General features: G+C 40.2%; 15 protein-coding genes and 1 pseudogene. 3 read left to right on the forward strand and 13 right to left on the reverse strand.

Annotation, left to right across the window (positions count from 1 at the left end; all coding sequences use genetic code 11):
- The 8 genes from ZOBGAL_RS15375 to ZOBGAL_RS15410 form a co-directional block, all read right to left on the reverse strand.
- The gene (locus ZOBGAL_RS15375; RefSeq protein ID WP_046287528.1) at positions 1 to 777 is read right to left on the reverse strand and encodes a YHYH protein; all 777 of its coding nucleotides are present in this window, start codon (positions 775 to 777) and stop codon (positions 1 to 3) included.
- A 25-nt stretch (positions 778 to 802) separates the two neighbouring features.
- Positions 803 to 2,146 carry a sulfatase-like hydrolase/transferase gene (locus ZOBGAL_RS15380; protein WP_013994590.1) on the reverse strand — a complete coding sequence of 448 codons (1,344 nt, stop codon included), beginning with the start codon at positions 2,144 to 2,146 and terminating at the stop codon, positions 803 to 805.
- A gap of 544 nt (positions 2,147 to 2,690) precedes the next feature.
- The gene (locus ZOBGAL_RS15385; protein WP_013994591.1) at positions 2,691 to 3,149 is read right to left on the reverse strand and encodes a hypothetical protein; all 459 of its coding nucleotides are present in this window, start codon (positions 3,147 to 3,149) and stop codon (positions 2,691 to 2,693) included.
- Between the two features lie 252 nt (positions 3,150 to 3,401).
- Positions 3,402 to 3,749 (reverse strand): hypothetical protein, encoded by a 348-nt coding sequence (locus ZOBGAL_RS15390; protein WP_046287529.1) that lies wholly within the window; start codon positions 3,747 to 3,749, stop codon positions 3,402 to 3,404.
- A 1,042-nt stretch (positions 3,750 to 4,791) separates the two neighbouring features.
- Entirely contained in the window at positions 4,792 to 5,460 is a 669-nt protein-coding gene (locus tag ZOBGAL_RS15395) for a DUF4272 domain-containing protein (RefSeq protein WP_013994594.1), read from the reverse strand.
- A 173-nt stretch (positions 5,461 to 5,633) separates the two neighbouring features.
- Positions 5,634 to 6,464 carry an alpha/beta hydrolase gene (locus ZOBGAL_RS15400; RefSeq protein ID WP_013994595.1) on the reverse strand — a complete coding sequence of 277 codons (831 nt, stop codon included), beginning with the start codon at positions 6,462 to 6,464 and terminating at the stop codon, positions 5,634 to 5,636.
- Positions 6,465 to 6,766: 302 nt separating this feature from the next.
- Positions 6,767 to 7,543 carry a DUF695 domain-containing protein gene (locus ZOBGAL_RS22790; RefSeq protein ID WP_013994597.1) on the reverse strand — a complete coding sequence of 259 codons (777 nt, stop codon included), beginning with the start codon at positions 7,541 to 7,543 and terminating at the stop codon, positions 6,767 to 6,769.
- A gap of 377 nt (positions 7,544 to 7,920) precedes the next feature.
- Complete coding sequence (locus ZOBGAL_RS15410; RefSeq protein ID WP_013994598.1) at positions 7,921 to 8,646, reverse strand: SDR family oxidoreductase; 726 nt, start codon at positions 8,644 to 8,646, stop codon at positions 7,921 to 7,923.
- 161 nt (positions 8,647 to 8,807) lie between these two features.
- On the opposite strand from ZOBGAL_RS15410, the gene ZOBGAL_RS15415 reads away from it, so the two are divergent.
- Positions 8,808 to 9,692, forward strand: coding sequence for a LysR family transcriptional regulator (locus ZOBGAL_RS15415; RefSeq protein WP_013994599.1), 885 nt, complete (start codon positions 8,808 to 8,810; stop codon positions 9,690 to 9,692).
- A 152-nt stretch (positions 9,693 to 9,844) separates the two neighbouring features.
- Here ZOBGAL_RS15415 and ZOBGAL_RS15420 read toward each other — a convergent pair whose 3' ends face one another.
- From ZOBGAL_RS15420 to ZOBGAL_RS15430, 3 genes are all read right to left on the reverse strand, one after another.
- The gene (locus tag ZOBGAL_RS15420) at positions 9,845 to 10,441 is read right to left on the reverse strand and encodes a hypothetical protein (protein ID WP_013994600.1); all 597 of its coding nucleotides are present in this window, start codon (positions 10,439 to 10,441) and stop codon (positions 9,845 to 9,847) included.
- On the reverse strand, positions 10,425 to 11,219 hold the full coding sequence (locus ZOBGAL_RS15425; protein WP_013994601.1) for an alpha/beta hydrolase: 795 nt from the start codon (positions 11,217 to 11,219) through the stop codon (positions 10,425 to 10,427). Before ZOBGAL_RS15425 ends, ZOBGAL_RS15420 begins: the two co-directional genes overlap by 17 nt.
- A 72-nt stretch (positions 11,220 to 11,291) precedes the next feature.
- Complete coding sequence (locus tag ZOBGAL_RS15430; RefSeq protein ID WP_013994602.1) at positions 11,292 to 11,900, reverse strand: Crp/Fnr family transcriptional regulator; 609 nt, start codon at positions 11,898 to 11,900, stop codon at positions 11,292 to 11,294.
- A 129-nt stretch (positions 11,901 to 12,029) separates the two neighbouring features.
- Here ZOBGAL_RS15430 and ZOBGAL_RS24100 point away from each other — a divergent pair.
- Positions 12,030 to 12,218, forward strand: a pseudogene (locus tag ZOBGAL_RS24100) (hypothetical protein); the annotation flags it as partial.
- Positions 12,219 to 12,310: 92 nt separating this feature from the next.
- Here ZOBGAL_RS24100 and ZOBGAL_RS15435 read toward each other — a convergent pair.
- The gene (locus ZOBGAL_RS15435; protein WP_158499737.1) at positions 12,311 to 13,237 is read right to left on the reverse strand and encodes a S41 family peptidase; all 927 of its coding nucleotides are present in this window, start codon (positions 13,235 to 13,237) and stop codon (positions 12,311 to 12,313) included.
- Between the two features lie 269 nt (positions 13,238 to 13,506).
- Here ZOBGAL_RS15435 and ZOBGAL_RS15440 point away from each other — a divergent pair, with 269 nt between their 5' ends.
- Positions 13,507 to 15,084: an IS1182 family transposase gene (locus ZOBGAL_RS15440; protein ID WP_013994606.1), complete on the forward strand. Its 1,578-nt coding sequence runs from the start codon at positions 13,507 to 13,509 to the stop codon at positions 15,082 to 15,084.
- Positions 15,085 to 15,985: 901 nt separating this feature from the next.
- Here ZOBGAL_RS15440 and ZOBGAL_RS15450 read toward each other — a convergent pair.
- Complete coding sequence (locus ZOBGAL_RS15450) at positions 15,986 to 16,453, reverse strand: hypothetical protein (protein ID WP_046287530.1); 468 nt, start codon at positions 16,451 to 16,453, stop codon at positions 15,986 to 15,988.
- Between the last annotated feature and the right edge of the window lie 205 nt (positions 16,454 to 16,658).

Consider the following 16,658-nt stretch of genomic DNA (forward strand, 5'->3'; position numbering starts at 1 on the left):
CTATTGACTTATATTACCGGGGCTACCATAGAAACCGTTACCATTTAAATAAGGATCCGCATCGGTAATATGGTAATGGTAGATCCCATCGGGAAATTGGGCCGTGGAACCGATATGGCCATGAAATTCATCGAGGTCATCGTTCGTGATTACCTTGCCGTTTTCCATGGGGCCGTAGACCGGAAAACCATCGGCCAGCAATCCTAGAAAGGCGTCGGTACCGAACGCTTCGGTCAATGAAAGGGGTTCGATATGGTAGTGGTACATATTCGTGCCTGTGGGGTGGCCTGCACCTTGGTCAAATGAATTTACTTCAAAGGTTAAAGGCTGGTTGTTCGGCCCCGCATATTGATTAAAGAAAACCACTCCGTTTCTGGAAATGCCAATAGGCCCTAGGCGCGTAGCTTCGTTAATGGAGGCAGCAGTTGGGTGAAGGGGCACCGTAATAACGATATTCTTTTCTTCGATTTTATTTGGGTTCTGATTGAAGTCGGGATTGCTACCATCATATGGGGCATATAACTCATGGGATGGATCCCAATACGGACTCTCATGGTCTGGCAGGTCGGCCGTTGTAAAAATCACGGAATCGTCCGTGAGCTCGTAGGAGAGTCCCGTGCCCTCAAACAGCTCCAAGACCCCCGAGATATCATTTTCATGGTTTACATCGTCCGTCTCTTCCACCAGCTCTTCGTCCGAAGGGTTTGAATCGGAGCATGAGGTAGTAAATGACCAAATAAGGAAAGCCAGTAGATATAAATTTAGGGTATGTTTCATCGTTTCAATTTTATCGTTTTTTAAATTATTGTCGTATCCGTGCCAACTCCGCCGTAAGTTTATCGCGTTCGGCGGCATCCGTATCGTTTAGTGGATCGGTATCTAAGAGGTTTTGACTTTCGAGGGGGTCGGAAAGCAGGTCGTAGAGGGCTTCGGTACCATCGGCAAAAAGCAGATACTTATGGCTTTTATTGCGTATCGCTACATCGGCGGTATTGCCGTCCCTGCCAATTTCAGTAAAGGCAAATTCCCTTGTCGCATCGTTGGAAGCGTCCAGCAAGGCTTTAAAACTCTTGCTATCGTTGATTTCTTGTATGCCCGAACCCGCAATATCGGCGACAGTGGCGAATATATCGGTAATATTAATGAGGGCGTCTTCGGTTTGCCCGCTACGGGCGACATCCTTTCCACAGACGACCATGGGCACATTTACGCCACCTTGGTAGACCGTATCTTTATTTCTTCTGTTTCCATAAGCTTGGGCGACCTGGTTTGGTGTGCCGTTGTCACCGATAAAGATGATAATGGTATTTTCCCTTTCCTCGATCGTCATAGCATCTAAAAGCCTTCCCATTTCGGTATCCATAGCTTCAAGAGAGGCCATGTAGTACGGTATAGGATTGGCGGCGATACTGGCTTCGTCCGCAGCTAGGGCGCCTTGATGGTGTAAATTATCGGGCGGCAAATGAAAAGGTGTATGGGGTGCATTGTACGAAAGCCATAAAAACCAAGGTTGGCTTTGGTCGGCGATCCAATCCATGGCAAGGTCGGTAAATTTTGTAGTGGTGTAATCCGTTGAGGAAGTCTGTGCTCCATTTTCTACGAACTCCCATTCAGAGTAAGATCGTGCACTTCCGCCGAGGAATCCTGCAAAGTAGTCGACGCCCATTTCGACGGGGTGGTTCATATCATTCGCCAAATGCCATTTTCCGATGACGGCATTCGTATAGTTTTTGCCTGAATTTTGATCGATGTATGTCTGCAGTGAAGTTTCGGCCGTCGACAATTCATCGCCCACTTGGGTCATATGCGTTCTAAAGCCAAATTTGCCCGTAATCATGGCGGCCCTAGTTGGCGTACATGTCGGATTCGACCAAAGGTTGTTAAAGGTAAGGCCTTCATTCATGAGTTTGTCAAGCGTGGGCATCACCGGCTTTATATCGCCGATCTCAAAATTTGGAGTCGCGTCCAAACCCATGTCATCGGCAATGATCAAGAGGATATTGGGACTGTCTTTTGTGGCACTATCGGTCGGTTCTTTCGTTGTTTCTTCGCCTTTATCGGAAGTGGTTTTCAGAGTGTCATCGGCCGTATTACAGGCGAAGAAAAACACGGATAAGACAAATATTAAGACCTTATGGGTTTGCATTGCAATTTCGGGGTTTGGGTACTTTGACTATCGCAGGCGTAAAAAGTTTAATGTCCCCATTTCAATTCATGTAAGGGTTAGGGGAGTATTGCCGTCCCTTCCTTGTTATTTGTTCGGAGGCATGCTTAGGGCCCCACATGTAATAGGATGGTAAATTGAAATAGGAGGGAAGGCAAGAATCCTTAAGATTTTAGCTATGGTCTTTTTTCTAATTCATTAACTCGTTTCCTCGGCGTTTATTGTAGTGGAAGCCCTTATAAGTCGCTGATTTTTTTTGTATAGGGGTGAATGGAGGCAGGGAGAAAAACCAGGGGTTCCTAAAGCGAAATCTAGTTTTTAGGTTTTGGCAATGAATAATTTTGTCATACAATCAATAAAGGGAAATGTTGTTTTTTTCTCAGTTCTTTGTTGCGGTATATTTTTTTCGTTTGTACTGCAGTTGTGTCCATCAACAGTCTAATGTTTTTGCGACTAACTATTATTCCTTTTATTGTTTGCGTTGGATCTGATTAGTTGGACTTTCAAAAAGGGTTCGATTATACGGTTACCAGCTATAGCCGATGGAAAGGCCTATGTTGGGAATCCCGAAAAAATCTTCATACCGAAACGGACAAAAAACGCGCGCCGTAAACCCTTTTTTGTGCTGGAACCTATATCCGAAAAACGGTTCCAAGCGGCTAAACCGCATTTTGTTATCGGGGTTTGAAAGTCCATCTGCCTTATAACTTATCAAATAGTCGGCACCTAGCTCCAAGTTATGTGTTTTGCCCAATAGTATGCTCCCACCTATCGAGGGGGACAAGGAACTGATCAACCTGCCCCTGACCGAACCGCGAACAAAACGCCCCGTATTTAGAAGCCGTTCATAGGCCAGGCCCGCCCCGTAAAAGGGCAAAATATCGAAGGAGATATAGTTTCTTCTATAGCTCGTCGCTTCCTGGCCCTTTATACCTTCTTGGCCAAGAAAAAAAATAACGAGTAGAAAGATAATTGTACTTTTCATCCTCTTTTTGTACGTGCTTTCGATAAAGCCGTGTTTGTCTATCGGGTGGCGCCCTATGGGATGCCTTGCGTTTTAGATTGCTTGGTTGGCCCTACGGTAATTATCGATTGGTGTTGTCTTAAATGAAGCCATAACCTCTATTGTTTTTATTTTATCATGGATTACTATCTATTTGTTTATAGGTCTGCCACATAATACACGTCTGCCAAATAGCGCAACTGTTTGTTGTTTCGGCTAAAAGTGTTCTCATGATTAAAAATCTTGGTTACAGTCTAATTTGGCGAGTTCAATCTTTCCATCCTCAAGGGCCTTGGCAAATGCCGCCTGATTTGGGATCGGTACACAGGACTCCAACTTTTGGAGGGCTTCGATATAGTCGATATAGGCCGTTCTGAAATTCTCGCAGCTAGCTTTGCTGGGTTCGTTCGAAAATGTGGCGGCCGCCGCGGTGACCGCCTCGACCTCGGCCTGGGTCTGTTCGCCCCAAGATTTGTTCAAGCACCCCGATTGTGGGTCTGGGGAATCATCATCTTTACTACACCCCAAAGAAAATAGCAGGGCCGAACATGCGATAATACTGAGTAATTCTATTCTTTTCATTTTTTCGATTGTTTTAGTGATAAAGGATTATTGATTTCCATTTGTACGCGATACGATTCTAATTTTTTGTTTCTAGAGGGCGATGATGTGCTAAGAGGGCAATTTTACCGTTATCGTGCCGCTTACCTCATATCATATGCTGAGATGTTAAGGTTCAAGGGCTCTTTTTCCAAAATTGGGCGTTGACCGAGGCACCTATAAGTAGGAAGGCTATTGCGATTACATATGTTCTTGCTTTCATGACCTGTTGCTTTTGAATCGATTTTACGGATATTAGTACCCGCCCCCTTAAAAAGGTAAACATCGAAAACAAAAAAACGACAACAGCAATGTTGCCGGGCCTTTCATAGAACCAACCCCAACTAATTTATGCACCTGCCCCAAAAGAATCATTACTTCCTTGTAGGTCCTTTTTCGTTTTTTAAAATTATAGGACCGTTTGTGCCGACATTTTCAAAAAGTAAACACGTCACCTAAATAAAAATCTATGTTGAATGGAGGGCTTTTTGCCAACGGGACAATAATGGGGAGGAGGTAGTTGATATCCCGATTGACAAATCGGGGCAGGGGGAACTTGCTTTGGCCGGATAGGCTAAAAGTGGCTTCCGGTATTTGTTCTAGCCCTGTACAAGGCTTTGGGGATTAGCTTTTCTTTTGCGGTCGGACCTAACAAAACTTAAAAGAGGCTTATATTGATAGCTGTCATACGTAATTAAAGCCTTGTGTAATGCTTGAGCTGGTATGTTTGGTTCTAAGTTTGAAGATAAAGTATTTAGAATAATCTATTGGTTTAAAAGGAAGAGTGATTTTGTGGTTGAGCTAGATACGATATAGGGATATCATCATTAAGGCTACCCAACTTATAACAACTAAGATTACAAAAACTCACGGCTATCAAGAGGGGGAGGGGCTTATAGGGGATAGTAGTCGCTTACGCGGATGTGTGCCCCAAAGAAATGGTATACTTGCGATAGATATGTTGTGGCCTTGAACAACAAGGTCTTGGTCCGTAAAAATGGAGGTCTTCCTTGCCCAGTAGTTTTTAGGTGTCGCAAGAAATGTCGTCCCATTCTTGGTCCATATAGTTGACCAACCAGTTCAAGGCATAATGTCTTTCGTACACCACACCGGGATTCAGCCCGTTTAATTCGTGTCCGTTTAACCTCGCATCAACACAGGTCCAATCCATTCTGTAATATAAATCGTTAGCATCCAAAATCTCTGTTTTTGTCCTTGATTTTGAAAAACTATTGATAAACGTATTCGGGTCTTTGCCTTCTCCAATAGGATATTTTTCGAATGGGATCTGATTTAAATCGCACATTTTGTCCGGATACCCTATATCCTCGACAACGCCCAAGGCCCACATTAAGACCCAAATCCCTTCACATTTCCAGGTTTCTTGGGTTTTCTTATCGTCGGTGGGGTTTTCTAAAAAGCTTTTTTCTTTAGGGGTAAGCAGCTCCCAAAGATGGTATGTCTTTAAATACTCGATTGCATCTTCCGCCTCTATAACATTGAATGCTACCATATTGGTAGTTGCTAGAACAGAAACCCTTTGGGCTATTTCCTTGGGGGCTCGCAATGTGGTGTCTTCTTCTGCTTCTATGTGGGGGAGGTGTTCATTTATTTTGACGCCTTTACTTTTTAGGAACTCCTCTGTTCTTTCCTTTCGATTGGGTTGTTTAGGGGACTTAAATCGTTTAAACATGTCTTGATCTTAATGGGTTTCAGTTTTTTGTCCGATAAATTCCAGAAGGAAACCCAGACCGGGCAAGGCTGCCTTTTGTATTTATGTACATAACAACGGAATGGTAGCGGATTTTATTTTTTTCGGACGGGGAGATATTTGTTTTTGCTCCCTCTTCTTTGTGGGACGGTTTTTTATTCTTTTGGGGGTTTAAATATGTTTTCAAAAGCACGGTATACCGCCATATGCAATGCGTCTCCGTGAGTTTTGTCCTCTAAAAAATCGTAAAATAACAGCGTGTTGTCCTTTTTGTTCGCACTCAATTTATCAAATAGTTCTTTCGCGGTCCGTTCCATGATTTCGCCCTCTTTTCCTCCGGCAATATAAATCGATTTAGGGGTGTCATAGACGGTAGGTACTTCATCTAGCAGCTTTTCATCGTTCCACCATAAACTGGGACTCACAATAATATAGTTGTTAAAAAGATGGGGTTTTTTAAATAGAATTTCTGTAGCCAGTAGACCGCCGAGCGATTGTCCGATTATCGTTTTCGTTTTTGTGGTTCTATAGTTTGATGCTATAAAGGGTTGAAGTTCTTTTTCTATAAATGCGATGAAGTTTTTTGATTTCCCGGAAGTGGGAAACTCTTTTTGGTCTTGCTTATTTTGGGAAGGAAATGTAAAATCTTTCTTTCTATCCCCATTTCCGATGCCCACCACAATGGATTCCGGAAGCATCCGAATCCAAGAAAAAGAACCAAATTGAACGATTCCGGAAATATGTATAAAATCTTCATCCTTAGAACCATCAAGCAAATAAATGACGGGGTAGGTCTTTAAACTATCGGAAGCGTAGTTTAGGGGCAGGTAAATGTTCAGGTCCCTTGTTTCCTCCAATACGGCCGATTCGATTTGGATCGACTTGCCAATTGAAAAGTCGCTTTCACTGATTTTTTCGGGCAAGGCTTGTCCACGGGATAAAGTCGTGATCAGTAAAAGGGTGAAACCTAGTAGCGTCTGTTTCATATTTTGGTTCAAATTGGGGGCAAGAATAGTCTATAGCCATCACAGCATCTACTTGCAAGTACTAAGATAGAAAATCGCATATATCCGTAGCCGATAAATTCCGGTTTTAAAAAGGGGGAGGCAAATTTGAACCTATCAGCTGGACCTAGGCCCTTGAAGTGGTTTCCGAACATATGAATGTCTATTTTCCGTTTGAGGTTTTTATGATATTGGGCAGATTCATAAATACATTTATGGAAGTGACCCTACCTACAAATAGCCCCAGGTTGGGGCTTTTGATGGGACGTGTTGGGGTTTCGGTTTTATTCTAGCCTGTTCATGAGCTCCGAGTAGATCTTCCACTCTGGGTCTTCAATGATGTTGAACTCGAAATCCCTTTGGTTGCCATGTTCTTTTAGAAAGTCCATTAACCCCGTGGCGCCTTCCTTTTCGTTGGTTACCAGGTAGACCGTTCTTTCCGAATTATAGGTGGTCCGCCCAACATAGTAATTGGGAATTTTATTTTGGGTCAAATTATTTTCAACGAATATCTCAAAGTCGTTGAGGTCTTGTAGTTCTTTTTCGGTCGGTAATTGTGAGGCGCTACCCACTGTGTATTTCGATTTGATCTCGATGAAGTACAGAAACTCATCTTTGTGGGGAAATTGTTCAAAAGCCTTATTGGCAGAAAGCAAACAGGGAAGGTCATCTATGATAAAGTCGTTCGATGCAAACTGTTCGGGCACCGCATAGGTGTCTCTTTCTATGGGAAGGTTTTTATCGGGGTTTCCGATGTCGAATCCGTCGTACGAGCTTAAGTTGAATTTGTCAGCGACCGCATATAGCGTTTTGTTCAGCTCAAAGAGCGAAGAGGCATTATGGCTCTCTATCCGTTCTAGATGCAACCAGTATTCGCCCGTGTCATCGGGGTAGATGTCTACGTGTTCGAAGCCTTCACTTTTCAGGAGTTCCGATACCTTTTCCAAGGTTTGGGGTTCTGAGTTGGTGAAGAAATAACCGTATAGCATATCAGCGTCGGTATTGACCCCGTTGCTATGCATATGGTCATAGATTTCTTGAATTTTTTCGAGTGCGATCATAGTGGAATTTTGTTGGTTATTCGGTTTTTCCTTACAAGAAAAATATGCCTTACATAGCGGTATTCGATTGCGCTTCATTTATCTCTTGAAGCTTTTTCTTGAATTATTTACAACGGTTTTGTGTATGGCGCATTGTATACGGAAGCCCATAATTTTAAAAAAGGGTAGGAAGCAAGGGGGATGTTGAAGTAGGGGAGGGTACGGCAATGAAATACAGGGCTTAAAGGTTTTCTTCGATTATACGCAAGGGTAAGTGTAAGATTTCTAGGGAAGTAGGTTTACATTTTTATTGTAAATGTTAGGTAGACCTTGTTGATAAGAAAAGGCGTTTGAATTAACTCCAAACGCCCTGGTTTTATATCAACTGTAACTAGAGCTTATGGTTGTTGTTTCGTTGCCGCTATTACAATTTCCCTAATATTGACACCTTGGGGCTGGTTGTAGGCATACCACATGGCATTCGCAATATCAACAGGATTTAAAATTTCACCCATCTCTTTTTTCCAATTTTCATACCCTTCTTTAATTTCTTTCGATGTGGTGTGCGATAGCAATTCTGTTTCTACTGCCCCTGGAGCAATGGTAACCATTCTAACATTGTACAAAGCAGCTTCTTCACGTGCATTTTCTGTTATGGCGTGAACCCCAAACTTTGTTCCGCAGTAGGCCGCATGGTTGGCAAAGGTTTTACGGCCGGCGATTGAACTTGTGTTTATAATTGTTCCCGACTGTCGTGTTTTCATTTGTGGCAAGACGGCTTGCATACCGTTGAGTAGTCCTAAAACGTTAACGTCGAACATCTTTTTCCATTCTAAGGGGTCTTGGGTCGCAATATCGCCTAAAAGCATCATGCCTGCATTGTTGATCATACAATCTACGGGTCCGAATTTTTCTTCGGCGGCTGCAATGGCATTTTTTAATGTGTCAATATCGGTAACATCTACTTTTTTACATAAGGTATTGGGTAGGTTAAACCCTTCTATGAGTTCAATTCTTCTGGCTATTAAAAGCAATGGATGTCCGTTTTTCGAGAATAATTCTGCCGTTGCCTTTCCTATTCCGGAACTCGCCCCTGTAATGACTACTAATTTTTTACTTGACATTTTTTGAGTTTTTAATTCTGTGTTTTAGTATAATTAATACAAATGATAACTTTGTGGAAATATTTTAAAACACCTGATTATTCTTTTTGACGGCACAAATGTATAGGGGGCTTTATGATATTCAAAATACTATTTATACATGTCAATCATAAGTTTAAATTATGGATGTAAGGTTGTTGAAGTTCTTTATCGCGGTTTATGAACAGAAAAATTTAACACGTGCCGCCGAGCAGTGTTTTGTGTCTCAGCCCAATATTTCCAATGGAATAAAGCAACTTGAGGAAGAAGTAGGGAAAACACTTTTTGAACGTCATAAAAAGGGCGTAGAACTAAAAACGGAGGCACATTATCTATATCCGATCGCGAAACGTTTGTTAGGGGAACTCAACGGCTTAAATGGATTTTTTAATGAGCGAGAGTTTAAAAATAAAATTCAGATCGGCGTTGCCGATAGTTTGCCACAAGAGCACAAACAGCAATTTTTTAGAACGGCCTCTAAATTATGCGAATCTGTTGAATGGAATACCAAAGAGATTGGAAGGGAGAATGAAATTAATCTTTTGGTAAGGGAATGGAAAAACGAAGAAGATTTGTTCTTACCCCTCTGGAAGGAGGATTATGTTTTGTGTATTCCCAATGGTCATCATTTATTAAATAAAGAGGTGATTGATTTAAAGGATTTAGAAAAGGAAACCTTTATCCATTGTCCATCTTGTGAAGCACATATACAATGTTTGTCGATCTTGAACAATGAAACCAATAAGATGACGACGGTTGCGAACTGTTCGTCAAAAACAGAGACCTTGACCATGCTTATGGCGGGTTTAGGGGTTACTTTTTTGCCTGAAGCCTTTATTGATGGTTGGTATGGATTTGAAGTAAAGCCATTTAACGGACCAAGATATTTTAGGGAAGTTGGCTTAGCGTACCCTCGTAAAAGCCTAAGAAACCCGGCAATCGCTAAAATCATTGAATATTTTTCAAAGAACGAGTTGAAAGCGAACAAGTTTGACGATTTTGCTTACTCTCTAAAAACGACTTCTTAGGTCGAGGTGTTTGAAAATTAAGGGGCGATCACGATACTTCTGGCAGCAAATGAAGTCTACCCGAGTCGTCAATCGAAAACGTTTAATTTAATCGGTCCTATTTTTGGGCAAGGCAACAAAATAGCTAAGGTTACAGTCTGAGAGGCACTTTGTCAGTTACCGGCAGAGCGGTTTGCTCGATTGGCAAAAGTTTTTGTCCATTCAATACCAATCTGATATCCTGATTGAGTCTTGTCTTCAATTAAAGGCAAAAAACTGTATAATCCAATGCTATTAGACCTGTTAAGTTTATATTTTGGTGAAAAGGATAAGCCATAATTAAAAAATATTTCCTGGTTGTAAAAATCTCTTTCAAAACCTATTTTTTCATTTACCAAAGTTCCTTTTGTGATAGCCATGCTAAGTCCAATAGGGACTTCAAAATTTAATTGTATTCTTTTAAAATTTAGGGAGTATCCGATATTTGCTGTGGGGATTAAGCGCATATCTATGTCATTTTTTAAATACGCTTCCGGCTCTGATTCTCCTTTGAAGTCGAAATATGCTACCATAGAAAACCCTAATGTGAAATGATGCTTATTTTGGGATAGTGGAATGTTATATTTACCATAACCACCATAATATAATGCTTCATCTCCAGCTACAAGTGCTCCAAACTCTAGAGAGCCATTGTTGGTGTTTTGAGAGTAAAGTGTAGATACAACTGTTAAAAGACAGAGGGCCATAATTCTTCTAATTACTAAATACATAATCTAATCCTTTTTTGAATGTTTTCTTGGCAGAGCCACTATGTCCGCTTTCTTCTATTAGTTCACTTTTATGTTTAAAATTTGGAAAACTTCTATTATCCATTCGCATATTCATTTCTTCAAAAGAGGCTAGCATAACTCCGCCTTCCAATGTTCCCATTCCATTGTAAAACCTTACATCTAAATCCGTATGTGTATCGGCGTAGGTTTGCTCATACTCGAATATGACCCCGGAGTCATACCAATATGATGTTCCGCTTGCTATAAACTTGTTGAAGGGGTTCGAATTCCTATCTTGGGCCAATACGTATTGAGTAAACAAACCACCAAACGAGTGACCAATTAGTGTTTTGTTATTAGATGGATCAATCTTATATCTTGTTTCTAACTGAGGGATTAATTCATCTTTAATAAATTGGTAAAAGCTTTCAGCACCACCAGAACCATGTGCATAGGCGGTAGGTGTATAGTCTCTGTTTCTTTGCTTGTTATTACCAATAGCAATAAATATAGAAGAGGGCATACTATCGTTTTGAGCTTTATCTGCTATGATAGTAGCAATTTCATTAAACCTTATATCACCATCTAAAGCAATTATTAATTGATTTAAAGAGTTGTGATCATAATTTTCGGGTAAAAAAACGTTTATGGGATAGCTGTCATTTATTAGTGTAGATTCTATGATAAACTCTTCTGTAACCCCTAAGGCGTCAAAATCGTCATTTTCAGAACAACTAAAACATACCATAAAAAGTAAAAAATACGATGTAAATTTCATGACTTGGATTTTGTGGTAAAAATCATGAATTTTTTAAGTGTAAAACTTATTCTAAATCAAGAAATCATTTTTTCATCGTTTTTTTAAATATTCTTTTTTTACACGGCTGTAAGTTTCTGGAGTAATACCTAGGTAGTTAGCAATTAATTTTTGAGGTACTTGTTCTAAAAACACTTTAGATTTTGTAATGGTATCCAAAAAGAGTTCGTACTTCTTAGAAGCATTTTTGTGTTGTAATAACAATGATCTTTTTTCACGTTCCAAATGAACTTGTTCAAAAAGTTTGGTGTAGATATATGAAAATGGGTGATTTTTTAATAAGAGTTTTTCAATATCTTCTTTTTCAAAATAAAGAATTTCAGAATCGGTTATTGCTTCTTGTATTTGATTGGAAGGTGAATTTTCCATATAGCTAGTAAAGTTATTGAAGCTCATACCAGCAAGAGAAAAATCAATTGTAAATAAATTATCTTCAATAATTACGTATTGGTGAATAAACCCTTTTAATACTAAACTGGTTTTAGTTTCTATTTGCCCAAGATTAAGTAGAATTTCACCTTTTTTAATTTTTTTCTTTTTCATAACCTTTGCTAGAGGCTCAAAATCTGTTTCGGTAATTGGGTATACTTGATTAAAGAAATTGAATAAAATATTTTTTTCAGAAGAAAAATCTTGATCCATTGAGGTCGTTAATGTCACGTCTTAAAATACGAGTACAGATTAATATTAGTTTTAAGCGGCATAGTGCCTTCATTCCCCAATTAGTAGGACAGCTTTTGTACAAACTTAGGTTAAAAAGGGAAAGGCTACAAGGCGAACAAGGTCATGCACCTCTCGGCGATTGCCTACAACCTGAAAAAGTACCTGAAATTCACGGAAAAACGTTCAAAAAGCGGGGCGGGAAGCTTTGTTTTGCCGCGCATCGCAAAAAACTGGTCCCAAGCACTTGAAAGTTCACTTGTAGGCTACCCAAAAAATATAGGTTGGCCAGTGGTCTAAAAGATAAAACCGCCTTAAAAAGCGGTTATGTGAGTCGTTATTTTAATGATTATGGGGTTGTGCAACGGTTACCATCTTTGTTATGCTACGTATTATTTTTCCAGAAGCCATTCGATTGCTTTTGCTTTTGGATTATTTGTCGGAATATCCGGTATTAATTGTCCGCCATATAACTTTTTTGTTCTATCAGCCATTATTGTTGTTGTCAGAATAAGTTTAGCCCCATCACTTAATTCATAAACGTGGTTACCAGTCGAGAGTCCAGCCGTTTTTTGCCCAAAAGACTTCGTGTAGGAAAGTCCCTTGAAAGCTATTACTATTGCTTCTCCAGAACTTGCAGTTATTCCACTTGTTAATATCGCAATCTTAATAGGTTTCTTTTTTAGCTTGTAGGGATTTTTAATTTCTAGCTTGTTATCTTCTTTATTATATACCGCGTTAGTTTTGAAACTCCATTCTGCGCTATTTTTTTCCCAATCAAAAAAATACCCTGAAATACCTTCTCCTATTAATGGTGCTAGACCTAGATACATTGGCCACATGTTTCCGCCATAATTCTCTGATAAATCAATAATCCATCCTTCAATTTCAGGTCTGTCCAATGCTATTATCTTACTTTGGATTTTTGTCGCAAATTTATTAGCCAGATTTCCACCTTTATTAAATGCTGGAACTTTCAAATAGGCAATTTGCTTGTTTAATATTTTTGCTTCAACACTAGGTATTATTTCATCGCTCTCTCCTATAATTGTGTCAGGTTGTTTTGGTATGAAGAAGCTATGATTATCTCCTAACTCTTTTAAAGCGTTCTCAATTGTTGAATATGTTTCTTCAGCAGTTTTCTTACCTTCAATATTTTTATGAGCAGTATTTCTTAGATTATCCCAATCGATATTTTCTGTTTTAATGGAGTTTTCCTCCATGATATCGATGGCGGAATTGAGATACGTCTTTGCGCTGTTGTTATTATTGCATGAGAAAAAAAGAAAAACTAAAATTATGAGCAAGTTTTTTTTCATATGGAGCATAACGGTTCGGCTATGCTTAGTGCGGGGCGGAAATCCGACGGATTTCCAGCTACGCGCTAAGCAAAAGCTTTTGGTTTTGTTTTTTCTTTTTTTGTTCGAAAGCAAAATCCCAAAGATTTTGCGACTTCATAAATATAAACAGACCTTGGCGTAAAACCCATAAGTCCGTATTAATTATAGGCATTGTGCCTGTTGCACAAGTTAACGAAAAAACCACATAGGCTAAAGGAGATCTTAACGTTGGGTCGTTAGTTTTAGGTATGCAGGGAAAAAAGGAGTATCAAGAAAAACTGTTCGCCCATTTCCAGTTAAGCGAGCGAATCCCCGAGAACAATTTCTATAGGCGGTTGAAAGAGGTTTTGGAGCTACGCTTCCTTTACGGCCTTACCGAAGGCTATTACGGGAACAGCGGCCAAAAGAGCATAGACCCGGTGGTCTTCTTCAAGCTCTGCCTTGTGGGCTATCTGGAGAACATCATCAGCGACCGCAGGCTCATGGCCCATTGTTCCCTGCGGTTGGACATCCTTTATTTTATCGGCTACGATATAGACGAGGAGCTCCCCTGGCACAGTACGATAAGCCGTACGCGCCAACTGTTCCCCGAAAGTGTCTTCGAGGAAGTCTTCACCAAGGTGTTGAGTATGTGCGTGGAGAAGGGAATGGTCAGCGGCCATACCCAGGCCATAGATTCCGCACCTGTGAAGGCCAACGCGAGCATGGACACCTTGGAGCTTAAGGTGCCCGAAGAGGAACTGGACGAACACCTGCGCAAGGTACGTGTCCTGAGTGCAATGGACAAAAAAGGGGAGCCGCATCGCAAGAGCAAGAACGACAGCTCCGACAAGGGCCAGCGTAGTGTCACTGCAAGCAAGAACGAACTGGCGGCGATAAAGGGCAGGAACAAAAAATGGGCGAAGGACCAGGACCAACGCCCTGGCGCCAAGAACAAGGGGGCCAAGTATACGAGCAACAAAACGCACTACAGCCCCACGGACCCCGATGCACGCATCAGCGTAAAACCGGGCAAGGCCAGAAAACTGAACTACCTGAGCCAATTGAGCGTTGATACGGCCCACCACGTCATTACGGACATCAGGGCCTACCATGCGGACGGGAAGGACAACCAACAGCTGCCGGATATCGTCCAAAGACTTCGGGCAAGGTTGTGGAAGCAGGGCCTGGTGTGGGAGAACTGCATAGCGGACACCGGGTATAGCAGTGGCGGGAACTATGCCTTTCTAGAGGATATCGGTCTAAAGAGCTTCATTCCTCCCCATGGCACGTACAAGGGCGGCCCCACGGGTTTTACGTATAATGAAATCGAAGATCATTATATCTGTCCACAGGGCAAGGTCATCCCGTTCAGAAAGGTATTCAAGGATCACCGTACGGGTACGAAAAAGAAAGCGTACCGCGCATCGAGTCTGATCTGTAAGGGCTGCCCGTTGAAATCCACATGTCTGGGCAAGGTGAACGAAAAACAATTTTCGGTCACCTATTACCGGGCCGAGTACGAGCGGAACATCAAAAGGGTGAACAGCCAACAGGGCAGATATATGAAAGGCAAACGACAGAGCACGGTAGAGCCCGTTTTTGGAACGTTGACACAGTTCATGGGCATGCGGAAGGTGAACACCATAGGGCTCGAACAGGCCAATAAGGTCATGCACCTCTCGGCGATTGCCTACAACCTGAAAAAGTACCTGAAATTCACCGAAAAACGTTCAAAAAGCGGGGCGGGAAGCTTTGTTTTGCCGCGCATCGCAAAAAACTGCTTCCAAGCACTTGAAAGTTCACTTGTAGGCTACCCAAAAAATATAGGTTGGCCAGTGGTCTAAAAGATAAAACCGCCTTAAAAAGCGGTTATGGAAGCCATTTTTTCAATCATTTTGGGGTTGTGCAACGGTTACCATTGTTACCACACGTTTTTTCCGTCCGAGTTGTATTGCCATCCGTCACAATTGCGTTTGAGTAAAGTCCATCTGCACAAACTAGCTAAAAAGTCCATTCGTATAATTCGTAATTATAGTTGCTATTTTAAAAATCCCATTGTTAAAGGCGTGAAAACAAATTGCTAATAAAATACCAGAACTTAGTCGAATATAAGAATATACCAAAGCACCCAAAATTCTCGGCAGGATAATAATGGGTGAGAATAATAAAACCTCTGTGGTTATTTCATAGTTTATGAGATGTAAAAAGCTAAATATGAGTAGGAAGAAGTAAAAAATACCAAGCTTGTTTTTAGTCCAAAATTCTCGGAGTATTTCTATTTTTTTTGGTCGTAAGAAAAAGTACAATAAAATTCCAACTCCTACGCTAGATAGGAAACAATATAGATATTCTATTTCCCCAAATATTCGCAAAATTGCCAAGTTTAAACCCATTAAAGAGATTATGAGATTCCATTTGGAAAATTTTAATGGCAGCCTATAGGTTAACTCTTCCACTATTGGAGCATAAACGGCTATCATGAATAGTATTTCAAAATCGCTAGAATTTTCAAATTTCAACCTATTTAGGTTAGCCGGTATTTTAAAGATATTGAACGACTCGAGAAAGTAAGCAACACCAAATGTTGATATTTTGAAAATCAATAAAATTAAGAGCATTTTCAATAAGAAGAATACAAGTTCCTTTCCACTTCTTTCTTCTTTATTTACAAATCCAGTTTTAACTAAAAGCCAAATATTCTTTAATTCTATCAAGTTTTTCAAAATGTGTGGTAAACATTGATTTCTAGAACTTTAAAATTTTAGATATCAATGTTTTATATTCTTGAACATTCCTCTCATATTTCTTTTGAACTGTAATCCATAATAGAATGCCTATTGCTAAAATTCCCGCACCAAACAAATACGCTGAAGCACTACTAATTTTACCTAAGATGATAGCAATTACGATACATAACACCAAAAATACATGTGTGAATATTACTAATTTCCATAAAAAATGTTGACTAAATAAAATTTCTACGTCGGTCTCATTTTCAATTTCTGTTTTTGATAATTTTCCATCAACAACTACATTATTAATATAAATTAGATACCAAGCATATTGAATCCGTTTACGCATTTTAAATTTTATTGAATTTTTTTTATCGTGATTCAAATTGAACATCAATCCGTCTACAGATTCAAGTGCGGATTTTAAATTCTGACTTATCTCTTGAGGATTACTTTTTACTTTTAGATTCCATTTTTTCATAATCTCTTTTTCAAAATGTGTGGTAACGATTGGGCTATGAAACGTAGCGTGCAAAAAAGCACGAACCTTTCAGATTATCACTTAGCGAAATTTACAATTTTCGCTTTAACTTTCTTTCTTTTAAATCGCCAAATTGTAAATTTGGCGGATTTTGAAAATAGACACGAACCTCTCGTGAAGCCTGAATTAGCTATGTTTTATAGCC

The organism is Zobellia galactanivorans, from assembly GCF_000973105.1.
Taxonomy (GTDB): Bacteria; Bacteroidota; Bacteroidia; order Flavobacteriales; family Flavobacteriaceae; genus Zobellia; species Zobellia galactanivorans.